Raw genomic sequence first — 15,705 nt, 5'->3', positions numbered from 1 at the left:
ATTCGTTTTTAAATTCGAGAAACCTTCAGTTTTATGAAGAGGAAGTAGAGGAGAGTTTCAGGAGGCAGAATATTGCTACTGAGACTAATTTTGTTAAATATTTCCTGCTCATGTTAATTCTATTCAATCTTGTGTATGGGTTGAAAGATTTATTATTAGGGAATGAGCGAGATAGTATATCTATCTATTTTCAATTCTTTGTGATTTTACCTGTGTACCTGGTTTTGACGGTACTGGTTTTTCGCTTTTCCGGTTTTTTGGATACCCGTTATTTTTATTGGCTTGCTAATTTCCTTTGCCTTTTTACCATAGGTTCTCAGTTATATATGCTCAACCTTAACGGGACGAATGGCATGGGGATCAACAGTGTTTTTCTGATAGCAGTCTTTGGGTCATTCATATTTTCAGGGATTTTGCTTAAACACATGTTATTGATTGTACCTGTATTTGTAATTAGCCTAATATTGTCATTGTTTACTTGGTTCGATTTTGACACTATTTCAATCATTAATACTTGCTTGATTTATTTGATTACGATTACAGGGTTGCTGGTCACCAAGTATCACTTAGAGCAACAAAGTAGGCTAAATTTCAACAAAACAGAATCTCTTCTCGTCGATGAACGAATGCTCAAAGAGAGTTATCTCAGGATCAATTCGCTCAGCGTGATGCGCAAGGACCTCATCGCCATTTTGGCACATGATGTTCGTTCTCCCTTGGCAAGCCTACAAGGAGTACTTCAGCTGGCCAAGGACGGTAGCCTGTCACAAGAAGAAACACTCTATTATATTGATAAAGTGGAGAACCAAGTCTCTACGGTTAATTTCTTGATTAATGATATTTTGGTTTGGATCAAAAGCCAAACCGAAGGAGCAGATTTCGAGAAAGGTGCATTTAATATATCGAGTCTTGTTGAGGATCTGAAGTACTTGTTTGCTGCCGATTTTGAGGAAAAAGAGATCCGTTTTCAGGTAAACCTTTTCGAAGATAATGCCTTTGGTCAGCCTGATATGATAAAAACGGTACTTAGAAATTTGATTAGCAATGCTATTAAATTCTCTGCGGCGGGTGACACGATTACTTTGGAGAGTAAATCTGTAGAAGGTAAAGTCAGTATTGCGATCATAGATGAGGGGGTCGGAATGTCCGAAAAAGTAATGAAGAAGCTAAGAACTACTTTTTCCTCTCAGCTAGGCACGCGAAACGAAAAAGGGATTGGGATTGGGTTGAAGATATGTAGAGCACTGATATTAGCGCATAAATCAAAGATGGAAATATCGAGTGTGCAGAATGAAGGAACAGTAATCAGCTTTCTATTAGATCCAGCGGATGTGACTACAACAAATCAATAATGAATGGTTGACCATTTGTTTCGCTTTAATACCTCAGCACTACTCTTTTCTATATTTCGTATGTCTTCGTATTTTGGTTTGAGGAGTAATATGCCATCGATGGTAGCAAGTCCCACTTTACCTTTTTTGAACAAGCGAACATACCGTTCTTGAGTGATGGAGAGACTGTCATAGTTATATGGAATCTTGTAGATTTTATCAATATTCATCAGTGCTGCTTTTCCATTTTTCTCCACGATTACATTTTGGCCTTTGTCATAGACTTCTAAGTGATCATATATGGTCTCTAGTATAGTTGCCCCCTGTTTGTCTAGGTAGCCCCATTTTCCATCTTTTTCGATGAGATACCCTGTACTGTATAGATTTTTGTTGAAATAGCTGTATTCTTCTGGGATGGTAGTGATGCCATACTGGTTCATCATACCGTATTTTTCATCCCGTTTGATGATGAACAGGTCGCTTGCCACCGGTGAGATTTCTTGGTATTGAACACGAGTGAGTAGTCTACCAGATCTGTTGATGAGACCAAGAAGACTGTCTTGACTTACAATAGCTGTTTCTCCTTTGAAGTCGGAGATATGATCATACTCGATTTTTAGAATCAAATTGCCTAACTGATCCAGAAGACCCCATTTTTTGCCTAGACCGACCTGAGCGACACCTCCATCAAATGCCTTGGCATCTTCATACTGACACTCGACAAATTTGCTCCCGTCATCATGGAGGTAGCCGAAACGACCTTCACGACTGACCAGTATTTTGTGATCTTTAATCTCATAGAGGTCTGGATTAGACTCTTTTTTGTCGTAGTACTGTGAGGATAGTGCTGTACCGTCTGTGTCAAAGAGGAGGAGACCTTGGTCATCTTCTGCTATAATCAAATTTTTTCCTAGTGGTGTTATACTTTGGTAGTTTATGGGGAGGATGAGCTCTCCATTTGGGTTGATCAAACCATGTTTTCCATCAAGCTTTACATCGGCTCGCCCCTGATGAAAAGGGTCAATATCTTGGTATTGGTAGTCTATCGTAATTTCCCCTTTTCGGTTGATCATGCCCCATAGTGCGTTAGACTGTGCTGGAGAGTAGCCTTCCGAAAAATATTTGAGATTGTCATATATTGCTGGGATAAGGAGTTTTCCGCTATGATCCACAAACCCATAGTGTCTATCGAGTTTGACTTTGACCATTCCTTCTCGCATAGGGTAGACTTGTTTGTAGATATAGTCAGATTTGAAATCGCCTTGCGCATTTGCGAGTGCCCAGTTTTCTTCTTTTTTGACGATTATAAGCTGCTCATCTATTGCGATGACTTTTTTGTACTCGATCGGGATAATAATACGTCCCAGATGATCGATAGCACCTTCTAACTCTCGGAGTTGGACAACAAAAGTGCGATTGTCTAACGAACTGAGGTCGTCATATATAGGGGATATGATCAGGCTATCATTAACATTAATGACACCAAAGAAACCTTTGAACTGTACAATGGACCGTCCTTTCTCAAAGGGCTCGACTTGATCGAACTTGCACCGAATCACTAACTTGTCATTGCGATCTACAAAGCCCCAAAGCTCTTTCTCTTCTGAGCGCACGGCGATGAGTCCTTCTGATATGCCTCCACGGACGTCATAGTTATCATTTTGAGCATATACAGCCAAAGTGAGTAGACTTAGAATCATTAGCCCTAAGTAGTGCTTGGCATGCTTCAGTATGATATGAGAGTTCGAGATCAAGTGGCTCTATGATTTAGTTATGCGAATTTAGGGTGAATTTGTTAGTCAACGCTGCTAAGTTTAAATATCCCTAAAAAACAGTAGCATATCTACGTAGCTAATATCTACTTTGTCAGGGAGTCCGTTCATACGGAGCTGTTCGATGATCAGTTTCACTTCATGTTTTTCGCCGTGAAAGGTGAGTTGCATTTCTGTAGTCGATAGGTTTTGTTCGTTAGTGCCGTAGGTCTCTTCGAGATGGATTAGTTTGTCACTTAGAGGGATAGTCAGCGTTTCATCGTCGAAAGTAACCTGAAGAACTCTGGACTGTGGGTTAAGTGTTACTGCGATGGCTCGTCCATTTAGAGTAACTTCTCTTGTCATACTCGTTTCGTCAAAGAAGTTGGATTCAATGGCTAGGGCGTGCTCGAAGTTTTTGGAGACAAAAGACTCTTTTTTGTTTCGGCTGTATTCGTAGTAGGTATAGTCACTGTATCGCTGATAGACGGGCTTGATTCCGGCAGTTTTGAGGTAGGTGTCTCCTTCGTATAGACTGTATCGGGAGGATTTGGATTCAGATTGGCGAATGAGGGAGTCGATATTTTGCGTGTACCAAGGTCTGAGCGCTTGCATGCCGTGGTAGTCATCGAGATATTCTACGATGGAGAGCACCTCGTTGTGTACCGAATCGGGTAAGGTATTGGTGTTGAGGTTTGGAGAAGAAAATTTGGGTAGGCTATCTAAGTCCCAGATGACTTCTCGCTGGATTTTGCCGTCCAGTAGCACGCCGTTTGACACGAGATATTGTTCGAGTCGCTGCACTTGACTCCTTTGACTCCAAGAGAAAATGCCCCATGGTCCGAAGGAACAAAGAATGAGTATGCAGGCAAGAGAGATGGGAATTAGCTTGATGTTTTCTCGTCCAGATACGAAATAAATAATAACCAGTGATAGCCAGATTCCTAGTAGCACGATGAGGTAGCGGTTGATGGTCACGCCATAGTCTCCGATGCGGATACTGATCGCTACGAATAGAAGCCCGACCAAAGGGATCAGTGCGACATAATAGATTTTGGAGAATTTGCTGATCCAGTTGTTTGCGGTGTTTTTGCTAAAGGGATGCATTAGTAGTAGGTTGAATATGCCCAAAACAGCCACACAGATAATGAGGTAGGCGACTACTCCTTCTGGCCAGTCCCATGTGATGACTATTTTCAATCCATAGACATACAAGATCATCAGATAGAGTACCAATAGAGGCATGAGAACGAACTGCGTAAATATTTTTAACCCGCTGGGGTAGACCGTTATATTGTCTAGGTGGTTTAGATCTTTGGGTATCCCAGAGACAAAAAACCAAGTGTTGAATACGCCCTGTACCAAAATATAGAGTTCGAAGTAGCGTATCGAGGGGATGTCTACGTCGAATAATACGTCTAGTGCTACGAGAGCAAGACATAAACCGACGTACAAAAACCCAGCATATAGCAAAGAGGTGACTAGGCGTACAAATAGGAGTTGATTGTAGTTCCAGAATCTATTGAGTCTGTTACGCCCTAGATAGGGAGCGAAGGAGACCAGCAGGTGAATGATGATATTGAATATCGCATAGCGAATATAGGGCAACGAGGTGTTGAGGGTCGTGTCTCTGTCGGGCAAGGTTAGATAGATGATCAATAGTAGGATACTCGATACCACCCAAACCGTAGCGGAGAGAACTCTGTCCAACTGGAGGTGACCAATCATAATCGATACGCTGAAAAACAATGGAATCGCTAGAGCGAAGATGAGCAGGCCGTTGATATAGGGGAATAGGTTGTCTATATCATGTTCGTATTCGGTGAGGTATATGGCGATACTACTGCCAGCTATCGCGGCAAGAATAGTAAATGGAAAATTGTGAAACCCCTCAAAGGCTTTTTGCTTGAGGTAAAGAAGTGAAGGCAGACGCATAGCTCGGTTTTTTGATGATACCTCTGCCTAAACTAGAGAATATTTTAGAATTTGACACGCTTGATTTGCATGGCCTTTAGTATCCAGTTGGGTAAGGGCTTGTGCGGGTCACGATTTCTTAGATTGATGTTGAAATTGATGGCTTTGATCAAGGGAACTTTGTGCGTCTCGACAAATTCGATGAGTGTGCCGTCTGGGTCTTCGATATAGCCCCAGTGTCCATTGGCATCTCCCATATCGAAGCTCTCGTTGCTGAGGACCTGAAATGGAAAGCCAGCTTCGGTGCATTCTTCCACCAGTTTTTTCATGTTTTTGATATCAAAACAGAGATGAATGAAGCCGATGTCTCCCCAAAGGCGGTTCTCGAATAATTTCTTGGGTGTAGAGTCTAGTCGCTGAACGAGTTCTATCTCACCATCTCCGAGTAGTGGGCTGAACCCACCCGTTCTGTCTTTTTTGTGTGTGAGGAGTATTCTGCGAAAGCGCTCTGTGCCTTTAGACAAAGTAGCAATATCATCGAAGGTGCCTGTTTTGTCATAGATTACTTGGTCATAGCCGAGTAATCCAGAGAAGAGTTTGAGGGTAGTGTCGATATCTGATACGCCTAGGGTAGCACCAGAGATCCCTCCGAGATCATGCTTGCCTATATGGTGCCAAGAGTCCGATCCTTTGATCTGTAGGATGTTGTCCCATGGATCTTGAATGTAAAAGGTTTTTTCTCCGCTAGGTTCAGTGACGATTTCCGTTAGGAAATTGACGCCAAAGCTTTTGAGCCTATCGTAGCTTTTTTGGACATCCGTGCTTTTAATTTTAGCAATATTGATTCCGAGATCGCCATAGTCGAGTGGCGTTTCCATTTTGAGAGGTGTTCGTCCAGTGTGTTGCCAAATTTCGTACCCACTACCCCCTTGTAGGTTCATGGCAAGAATGGCTCTTTTGGCACGTGGTTTTCCTCCCATGTACTTGGCCATATAGGTGGCTTCATTGTTGTCATCGAAGATACATGCATCCGCACCGAGTCGGGTGCCGTACCATTGGAAACCTTTTTCTGCATCGTCTACCCCTACGCCTATCTGCTGAATGCCGTATATTAATTTTTCTTCCATTTTATCCATGTTTCGACTTGGTGTGATTCGGATCAACCACGAATATAATAATAGTTTGCCATCAACCCTCTTGCAACAGGAGTGAGTAGGTTGTTATTTTTATAACCAATGTAACTTCTGCTATCGCAGGGCTGTTACCTCTATTTCGATTTTCATTTTGGCATCTGCCAGCCCTGCCACTATCATCGTAGCGGCAGGCTGAGCATTGCCAAAATATTGTCTGAGTATAGGCCAGCAGGGTTCAAAATCTTCCCGGTTTGGGAGAATGTATCTAACTCTTACGATTTTGTCCATGCTGGAGCCTGCATCGTGTATTGCCTGTTGGATGTTTTCAAGGCATTGTTCGGCTTGTTCGATGATGTCTTCGGAGATAGTCATGCTACTATAGTTGTACCCAGTGGTACCAGATACATGAATATAATGTGTATCCACTACCGCACGGGCATATCCGATTTCTTTTTCGAAACTCGATCCGCTAACAATACGCTTTTCGATCACAGGTTTTAATAGTTAAAGTCTGGTTTATCAAGTTTTTTGGCGATCCGTTCTGCCGCGTTGAGTAGCCCAACGTGACTGTAAGCCTGTGGGAAGTTGCCCCACATACTACCGTCGTGTTCATTGACATCTTCGCTGAGTAGTCCGAGGTGATTGCCATGACCCACGAGGTAGTCAAAGTAATCTACCGCTTCGTCTAGTCTGCCGACGCATGCGAGTGCTTCGACATACCAGAATGCACAGATCATAAAAGTTGTTTCTGGCTCGCCGAAATCATCTTGATGCTTGTATCTGTAAAATAGGCCATTGCTGGCTTTTAGGTCTTTTTCCATAGCGATCAGATGTGCTTTGGCACGTTCTGGATCGTGATCGAGATAACCCATGTTGATGAGCTGGAGACAGCTCGCATCCATACGCTCTGTTCCGATGGCTTGGCTGTAGCCTTTTTTGGTAGGGCTATAACATTGCTCTATTTTGTCTTTGGCGATTTTTCCTAGTTTGGTCGCCAGTTTGTCCATTTTTTCATCCTTGATTACACCAGCGATTTTTTTGGCTGCTAAGCAACCCGCCCAGTGAAACAAGTAAGTGTAGCAGTGGTACTGCTTTAGGTTCCTAAATTCCCATAGTCCAGCATCTGCTTGCTCCATGGTTTTTTCGATCAGTCCCAGTGTTTTGAAAATCAAATCTCCACTGTCGAAAGTCTCGGTGAAGATGATACGTTGATCGTAGTATAGTGGCAAAAGTGAAACGAGCACTTGACCATATACATCATTCTGGATATGCTCGTAGGCTTGGTTTCCTACTCTTACGGGCTGATTGTTGCCCATGTAGCCTTTGAGATCGGTTTCTATCTCGATCAATTTTTTTTCACCTCCGATCCCTACGAGTGGCTGGTAGCGCTCGGTCTCCGCACTGGTAATATTCATGATGTAGTGGAAGTATTTTTCGAGTTCTTCGAAGTGCCCGATGTTGTTGAAAGCATTGAGCGTGTAATAGGTGTCACGCATCCAACAGAATCGGTAATCCCAGTTTCGGGTAGACTGGGGCGCCTCTGGTAGACTCGTCGTGAGTGCTGCTACGATAGCACCTGTGTCTTCGTACTGGTGTATTTTGAGGATGAGGGCAGACCTAATCGCGGCTTTCTGCTGGAAGTGGTTTATACTGGCAGTTTTGACCCATTTTCGCCAATATAGTGTGGTGCGATTGAGAAAATTTTCACAAGTTTCTTTGAGCTCAGCTTCCATAGGCTGGCCGTAGGTTAGGACACAGTATTTGGTTTCGTTGAGGACAAACTCTTGGTCGTTGATGATATAGTTCATCGAGATATTGGTCGTCAGTCTGACCTGTGCATCGAGCCCGATGTATCGGATGTGATTGCTGCCAATGCTGCGTTCGGGTATGTTTTTGCCATAGTCACCGACAGGGTTACAGTTGACCTTGATGACGGGGTGGCCAGAGATGGGTTCGATTTTTCTAATGAGCATCAGAGGCTTGTAATGGCGCTCATGTTGTTCGAATCTCGGCGCATAGTCTGTGACTTTGTATTTGCCAGAGGCACATTCCATTTCCGTACAGAGGATGTTGGTGTTTTCGATGTAGTACTGTTTAGAGTCGAATTTGCCGTCTACGGGTAGTACAGAAAACTCGCCTCCCTTTTCTTCGTCGATCATCCTACCGAAGATAAATGAACTGTCAAACCTAGGCCAGCACATCCATGAGATGTTGGTGTCAGTTTTGATGTGCGCGCTGAATGCGCAGTTGCCTATTACTCCGAAATCATAGGTGTGCCTACTCATATATTCCATGTTTAGAATGTGGGAAAAAACCTTTCAAAATCATATGATTAAACTGACAATTAGGGGGAGTACGAGCCATTCAATCCAATCGCTAAAATGATGAAATTTCATCAATTAATGCCATAATTTTTACAACTTTGTCCAATCAATATTTCGATTCTTTAAAATACACATAATAATGAGACAAAAAATCGTAGCAGGAAACTGGAAAATGAACAATGACCTAGAAGCAGGTAAAAAGTTGGCTTTGGAGGTGTTAGAAAAATCTACAGGTTCTGAAAAAGCACAAATCGTTTTGGGGGCACCTTTCATCCATCTGACTACAGTCGTAGAGGCATTAGGCGGTAAAAACGGAATCGAAATCGCAGCGCAAAACTGTAGCGACAAAGAATCAGGAGCCTATACAGGTGAGATATCGGCATCTATGGTCAAGTCTACAGGTACCAACTATGTGATCCTCGGACACAGTGAAAGAAGAGAGTACTTCAACGAGTCAGCTGCACTTCTCGCGAGCAAAGTAGATATCGCATTAGCAAATGGTTTGACTCCAATTTTCTGTTGTGGTGAGCCTTTGGAAATCCGTGAGGCAGGTAGTATGTATGATTATGTCAAGCAGCAGTTGACAGAGAGCCTTTTCCACTTGTCAGCGGAGGATTTTGCTAAATTGTCTATCGCCTATGAGCCAATCTGGGCAATCGGTACTGGTAAAACAGCGAGTTCTGAGCAGGCACAAGAAATGCATGCAGAATTGAGAGCACACCTAGCGACTAAATTTGGTCAGGAGGCGGCAGATGCATGCCCTATTCTTTATGGCGGTAGCTGTAAGCCAGGCAATGCAAAAGAATTATTTGCTCAGGAAGATGTAGATGGTGGGTTGATCGGTGGCGCTTCGTTGAACGCAGACGACTTCCTAGCGATCGTGAACTCTTTCTAAGCGTAACAAAATTATAGAGCCAAGCATCCAAACAAAGGGTTCTTGGCTCTTTTTAATTTTAGGAGACAAAACTCGACCCATTATGATAACAGTTTTACTGTCTATGATTATGTTCTTTGGTGATGCCGAATGTGCTACCTACCAAGATGATCCATGCCAGATATATGGCAAAGTCTACTACGAAACGCGTGACCCTAATCGTGCAGACTACCGTGTATATGTGGAGGAGTCTGAGTCATTTGCCGACGTAGTGGTCTATGAAGAGACGAACGCGCTATACGCAGACCGTCCTGGACACTGGGCTAGAGTTGACAATCCTGGTTTTGCCAATATCTACATCTATTTGGAACGAAATAGGAGTTTGGCCGATTTTAGCATTTATTATACAGAAACTGAATCCTTCGCGGGGTGCAACCGATGACATTTATACAACTATCTATAGCCTGTGCTCCTGAGTACAATGAGGTTTTTATCGCCGAATTGGCGGAAATTGGTTTTGATACCTTCGAAGAAAACGAAACAACGGTAGATGCATACATCGCCAGTGAATTGTTTCAAGAGTTGGCCGTACGCGAAATCATACAGCGCTACAAAACCTTGGCGCCAGCGAAGTATTCTTATCAGGAGATCGAAAAACAAAACTGGAACGAGGAATGGGAGAAAAACTATCACCCGATAGAGGTAGAAGGGAAATGTCGTGTGAGAGCAGTCTTTCACGAACCAAAGCCTGAGTTCGAGCATGAGATAGTCATCATCCCAAAGATGTCCTTTGGTACAGGGCATCATGCCACGACCTATAACATGCTGACGCTGGAGATGGAAAACGATTTTAAGGGTAAGTCTGTCATCGATATCGGTACTGGAACGGGCGTACTGGCCATCATGGCGGATAAACTCGGCGCAAGCTATATCGAAGCGACGGATATCGATGACTGGTGCATCGAAAACAGTACTGAGAATTTTGGTCTCAATGAAATGAGTGACATTGCCGTGCATCAAGGAGTAATCGACGAGATCAAGTTGAATCGCACGACCTATGATGTAGTACTGGCGAACATCAACAAGAATGTGCTTTTGGTAGAGATTCCCAGTTATGCCAAATTATTGGAAGCCAAGGGAACACTTTATTTGAGTGGATTCTATGAGGCAGATATCATGGATATCCAAAATAAGGCTGCTGAGTATAATCTTTCGTTGGACAAATCAGTTGTAAAGGACAACTGGGCTGCACTAAAATTGACCAAATACTGATATTTTTTAAAAATATCGTAACACGTTACTTATCTTTAGCAGTTCATACAGAATCATTTTTAATGTTCAAAAACAGGTGTTTATTTCTTGTTCTGCTATGTACCCTCGGCACGCATCTGGCGACAGCCCAATACTTCGGTTTTGCCTCACAACCAGATAGTTTTGCCATAGATGTGGTACGTAATCTTCGCGGGCTCCATACAGAGCAGACCAACAAGATCGCTTATGATTTTCGCAACATTTGGGACTCCCAAATCAATGATGAGCAAAAGGCATCCATCATCGCGGTGTGTGAAAAAATGGACGAACGTCGGCTCTCTACTCGCCCTTATTATACCCTGTTTTTTAGTGTTATGACCCACGCACATCAGCAAGAAGGGTTGACGGGAGACCAGTTTTCGGGCGTGTTGGATATCTGTCATCAGGCGGTAGACTTGTATGGAAAGGAAGAAATCATCACGGTCTATAAGAACCTAGCGTTCTTCTTTGCCCAGGGTAGTATCTACCACTCTCACTACAACAAGGTGATGAGCACAGGCGGCAGTTTTACTATTGCGTTGATGGAAGAGACTGTAGCGACCAACTCCGCTATTCCTACGGAAGAGGACTTGGTCGAGGAGCCTGTCGAGGAGGAGTTCATCACGGAGGAAGACTTAGCACCAGTAGCAGATGACACGGCTAACGACGGTTGGGCATCTGATGACTGGGGTAGTGGAGGCAGTGACGATGGATGGGGTGATGATGACGGTTGGGGCTCAGACGATGGGTGGGGAGCCGATGATACGTCTTGGGACTCGCCGAGTGACGATGGCTTCTTAGAAGATGACCAAGACTACAAAGAAGAAAAAGTGTATGAGCGAAAAAACTATGCGTTCGAAAAACCAGATTTGGTGGCTCTCGCTCAGTCCAACGATTACGATCCTGTCATCGGAGGGCCTGTGATCAAGGTAGAGGGCATGGAGTTCAAAATAGCTACTCCCTATGATACATTGACGATCAAAGACGTGTCGGGATCGTTTATGCTCAAGACGCAGGAGTTCGTAGGGACGAGCGGGACGGTCGATTGGCCAGACGATCTACAGGGTACCGATGGTGCTGTAGTAGAACTCAAGGGTTACTCATTCAAAACGAATATTCCAAGACTAAAAACTACGCGAGCGGAGATGAAGTATCCAGAGATGTTCGATGGCTCTGTACTGGGTGAGTTTTATTTCAAAAGTGGAAAAAGGAATAAAAGAGCGGAGAAGAATTATCCAGTATTCACGTCTTTGAAATCTGACGTGGTACTTAAGCTTCCTGGCAAGAATGTACAATACCTAGGAGGGTTTGCGATGCGAGGTGCCAAAAAATATGGCAGGTCTATCTCTAAGGAACTGTCTACACTTGAAGTATCAGGAGCGGGCGATCGTCGATTTGTGAGCAAGTCTTATGAGTACATCTTTGAGGATTCGTTGGTTAGTGCTAAGCGTTCTTCGATAGTGATTCATCACCGATCTGATTCGATATATCACCCTGTGGTAGGCATGACATTTGATGCGGGCGTGCCTAAACTAACACTGATCAAAGACGATGGTGGCTATAGGCATACGTACTACTATTCTTCTTTCTTCAAGATTGAATTTCAGGCAGACATGGTGGACTGGAATCTTGATTCTAGTTCGCTCGATGTATCTATTTTGAATGCTGCCAATCGAGTACCTGCACTTTTTGAATCCGAGGAATATTTTAACCCCATTCGATACAAGAAGATGACGGGGCTTTTTGGCTTTCACCCGATCATGCTGGTCGTACAATATGCGAGAAAAGTTCAGGATTCGAAATTTAACCTGTTGGAGCTAGTCGATGCGTATGAGATCGAGTTGTCTTTGGCGGAGGCAGCAGCAGTGTTTTTGGAACAAAACCAATACATCACCTATGATCAGGAATCGGGTCAAGTACAGGTTTTGCGCAAGGCATTTCATTATCAGTTGGCTTATAATGGCAAAAAGGACTATGACAACTTTTTGATTAGTTCAGTTGCGCCTCAGGGAGGATCGAATGCGACGTTGAATTTCGATGAAGGAAAAATGGATGTGCGTGGCGTTAAGCGTGTGTACATCACGCCTGATACAGATGTTTTTATAGAACCAGACAGTAGTGTATTGACTTTGACCAAGGATAAGGGGATGTTGTTTGATGGCATGGTCAATGCCGGTGACTTTCGTTACAGTGGTAAGGAAATGGTACTTAACTACAACGAGTATTTGGTAGAAATGCCTCGTATTGATTCGATTAACATTCAAGTAGAATTGGCAGAAAGTAAGGATCATGAGAAGACTCAGTTGAACAATCATCTAGAGATGACTTCAGGGACGCTTTATATCAATCACCCGAAAAATAAAGCGGGGTTAAGAAAATTTGTTCAATACCCATATTTCGTGTCTAAATCTGAGGCAATTGTTTACTTCGATAGTAAAGATGTACTCGGTGGTGCCTATGACCGCTCCGTGTATTTTGTTGTTCCACCTTTTGAGATGGACAGTATCAACCGAGGTGATGCTGGGACGATAGGGTTTGAAGGGACATTTTATTCTGGGGGAATTATTCCTCCTATCAAAGAAAAGTTGAGCATCATGCCAGACAAGTCTCTTGGTTTCTCACATGAGATACCTGCGGAGGGTTATCAGCTCTACAAAGGAGAAGGTGTGCTATATGATGACTTGACGTTAAACGCAGATGGGTTGCGTGCCGATGGTCGTATAGACTTTAGAACTGCGACTGTTAATTCTGATGATTTTATATTTTATATGGATTCTGTTTCTGCAGTCGGTCAAGAGGGATTGATTCGGGACGGAAAAATCGGCGATGCATCATACCCAGAAGCGGTTTTAGCTGGGTTCAAAATGCTATGGCGCCCACTCAAGGACAGTATGTATATTGAAAACACGGGAGATCCTTTCCAGTTTTACAATGCCACGGCATCTCTGGATGGAAAGGCGAATATCACACTAAAGGGGGTTTTTGGTTCGGGAGAAATGCTCTCGAGAGGGTCACGTTCAGTATCTCAAGAGTTTCAATTTAGTCAGACAGAATACTTAGGTAGACATGCGGAGTTTGAAATCTTGACGGACAACCCAGACAAGCCTGCAATGGCAGGTGAAGACATTGACCTTCACTTTGATTTGGTAGATAACATTGCCAACCTTCACCCTGAGGAGCAGGGTGTTGCGGCGATTAGTTTTCCTTTTGCTCAGATGAAAACTTCTATCCCAGATGCGGTTTGGTATCTCGATTCGGCCAAAGTAGTGATGTCTAAGCCTGATTATATCGACATTGAGGATTCGTACTTTTATACGACGAGAGAAGATTTGGACTCTTTGGCTTTTTCAGCAACAGAGGCAATCTATAATATGAATTCGTATGATCTCAATATTAAAGGGATTCCCTATATCCGTGTGGCGGATGTTGAGATTATCCCTGATAATAATGAAACGACAATATTGGAAAACTCAGTCTTGCAGCCTTTTAATAATGCGAAGCTACAAATCGATACGCTCAATCAATACCATAATTTGTACGATGGAAATCTAACCGTGATTTCTCGTAAGAAGTTCGAAGGGAGCGCTACTTATCAGTACACTAATGCTGTCAAAGATACTTTCGCGATCAAGTTTGAGAAGTTTGAGCTGAAGGGTGTACCAACGCTAGCCAGTGGAAAAGTAGACTCTATGACAGTATCGGGGGGGGTGATTCCTGAGACACAGAATTTCCGTGTTTCGCCAGGGTTCTTCTTCAAAGGTGACGTGACGATGTACGCCAATCAGCGGTCTTTGGAGAAGAAAGGTTATATCACTTTGGACTCTAAAAGTCAGGGAAGGTATAACTACTGGATCAGCTACAATACGCCTGGGGACACCGCAGATGTGGAGATTGATATAGCACAGTCCTTGACAGAAGATGGGGTCGCAGTTACAGCTGGAATTATGCGTGATGAGTTGACTTCTGATCTTTACATGGCCTTTGTGAGAGACCGGCAGAGGTTAGAAGATGACTACTTCTTCCAAGCCGAAGGGATTCTATCTTATGATCTACCCACCAATGAGTTTAGGATACAGATGCCAAACAGGCGAAAGCGAAATGGGTATGCAGGAAAGTCTTTTGTGCTTAATGATGAGACGCAGGAGCTAAAATTCGATGGGCCAATTGATTTGATAAAGAATAAGCCTGAGTTTAACCTGATGACCTCCATGCTAGGAGAGGCACGGCCCGATTCCAACCAGTACAGTATGGATGCTTTGATGGGAATCCACATGGATCTCCACAAGGATGTCATGAGTGCGATGACCGTAGACGTACAGGACATTATAGAGCGACTGGGGCCTGATGTTGCCCATGACAACAGCCTTGATTTGATGATCAAACTGTCCAACGTGATCGGAGATAAATCTACTAAGGAATATGAAAACAGTCTTTTGGCAGACTATAAACCACTATACAAGTTATCAGAGAAGCTAGTGAAGAGCATATTGATCTCTAATGTAGATTTGACATGGTCAGCAGAGCATCGGGCTTGGTACAACACTTCTCGAATTGGGATCTCTAATTTTAATCACGTAGATATTAATGCAGAAGCTGAGGGCTTTTTGGAAATTAAGAAAGACGATGAAGGAGGAGATATACTACATCTGTTTTTCCAGTTTGCACCGTCAACATGGTATTTCTTTAGCTACCAGGATGGTCGCTTGATGATGTTTTCGTCGAATGACGGTTTCAACAACCTAGTGGCTGAAAACTCTACTGTAGCTAAAACGGGTTTTGGTGCCTACACCACTGTAGTGGGGGATGAGTTTGAAGTGACGGGTTTTATTAATGGTTTCCGCGGCAAGTATTACGATATACATGATGACTACAATTTGGAGTTCCCTGACGATGCGCACTTAGAGCATCAGGAGGATGCCTATGAGACGATAGAGGAAGAAGCGAGTCCTGAAGAGCAACCCTATGAAGAAGGTGCTGCGGACACTTTCGAAGAGGTATATGAGGAAGAGGAACCATCTGAGGAGCCTCCTGTCAAGAAAGAGGAGGAGGAGGAAGATGATGGCTTTTAAGCTTTAGAACTCTTCGTGG

10 protein-coding genes are annotated in these 15,705 nt (G+C 43.5%); 5 read left to right on the top strand and 5 right to left on the bottom strand.

All coding sequences use genetic code 11. From position 1 onward, the window contains the following. Positions 1–326: 326 nt before the first annotated feature. Positions 327–1,352 (top strand): sensor histidine kinase, encoded by a 1,026-nt coding sequence (locus BUB99_RS08825; protein ID WP_221407494.1) that lies wholly within the window; start codon positions 327–329, stop codon positions 1,350–1,352. On the opposite strand, the gene BUB99_RS08820 is transcribed toward BUB99_RS08825, so the two are convergent. The 5 genes from BUB99_RS08820 to BUB99_RS08800 form a co-directional block, all read right to left on the bottom strand. Next, complete coding sequence (locus BUB99_RS08820) at positions 1,346–3,085, bottom strand: WG repeat-containing protein (RefSeq protein ID WP_073121583.1); 1,740 nt, start codon at positions 3,083–3,085, stop codon at positions 1,346–1,348. The genes BUB99_RS08825 and BUB99_RS08820 overlap by 7 nt on opposite strands. A gap of 60 nt (positions 3,086–3,145) precedes the next feature. Continuing rightward, on the bottom strand, positions 3,146–5,017 hold the full coding sequence (locus BUB99_RS08815; RefSeq protein ID WP_073121581.1) for a DUF4153 domain-containing protein: 1,872 nt from the start codon (positions 5,015–5,017) through the stop codon (positions 3,146–3,148). A gap of 44 nt (positions 5,018–5,061) precedes the next feature. Then, positions 5,062–6,123: a VOC family protein gene (locus tag BUB99_RS08810; protein ID WP_073121813.1), complete on the bottom strand. Its 1,062-nt coding sequence runs from the start codon at positions 6,121–6,123 to the stop codon at positions 5,062–5,064. Between the two features lie 120 nt (positions 6,124–6,243). Beyond that, positions 6,244–6,621 carry a RidA family protein gene (locus tag BUB99_RS08805; RefSeq protein WP_073121579.1) on the bottom strand — a complete coding sequence of 126 codons (378 nt, stop codon included), beginning with the start codon at positions 6,619–6,621 and terminating at the stop codon, positions 6,244–6,246. A 5-nt stretch (positions 6,622–6,626) separates the two neighbouring features. Further along, positions 6,627–8,414, bottom strand: a complete 1,788-nt coding sequence (locus tag BUB99_RS08800) for a glycoside hydrolase family 15 protein (RefSeq protein WP_139280953.1) — start codon at positions 8,412–8,414, stop codon at positions 6,627–6,629. A 178-nt stretch (positions 8,415–8,592) separates the two neighbouring features. On the opposite strand from BUB99_RS08800, the gene tpiA reads away from it, so the two are divergent. From tpiA to BUB99_RS08780, 4 genes are all read left to right on the top strand, one after another. Further along, positions 8,593–9,348 (top strand): triose-phosphate isomerase, encoded by a 756-nt coding sequence (gene tpiA, locus BUB99_RS08795; protein ID WP_073121575.1) that lies wholly within the window; start codon positions 8,593–8,595, stop codon positions 9,346–9,348. 82 nt (positions 9,349–9,430) lie between these two features. Next, positions 9,431–9,769, top strand: a complete 339-nt coding sequence (locus tag BUB99_RS08790) for a DUF6150 family protein (protein ID WP_139280952.1) — start codon at positions 9,431–9,433, stop codon at positions 9,767–9,769. Then, a complete protein-coding gene (gene prmA / locus BUB99_RS08785) occupies positions 9,766–10,599 on the top strand; it encodes a 50S ribosomal protein L11 methyltransferase (RefSeq protein WP_073121571.1) in 834 nt (277 codons plus the stop codon). The genes BUB99_RS08790 and prmA overlap by 4 nt, the downstream gene beginning before the upstream one ends. A gap of 62 nt (positions 10,600–10,661) precedes the next feature. Beyond that, positions 10,662–15,686: a hypothetical protein gene (locus tag BUB99_RS08780; protein ID WP_073121569.1), complete on the top strand. Its 5,025-nt coding sequence runs from the start codon at positions 10,662–10,664 to the stop codon at positions 15,684–15,686. The last annotated feature ends 19 nt before the right edge of the window (positions 15,687–15,705 follow it).

This window comes from Reichenbachiella agariperforans (assembly GCF_900142205.1).
Classification (GTDB): Bacteria; Bacteroidota; Bacteroidia; order Cytophagales; family Cyclobacteriaceae; genus Reichenbachiella; species Reichenbachiella agariperforans.
The sequence above is the reverse complement of the archived record's forward strand: the minus strand, read 5'-3'. Positions and strand labels throughout refer to the sequence as shown.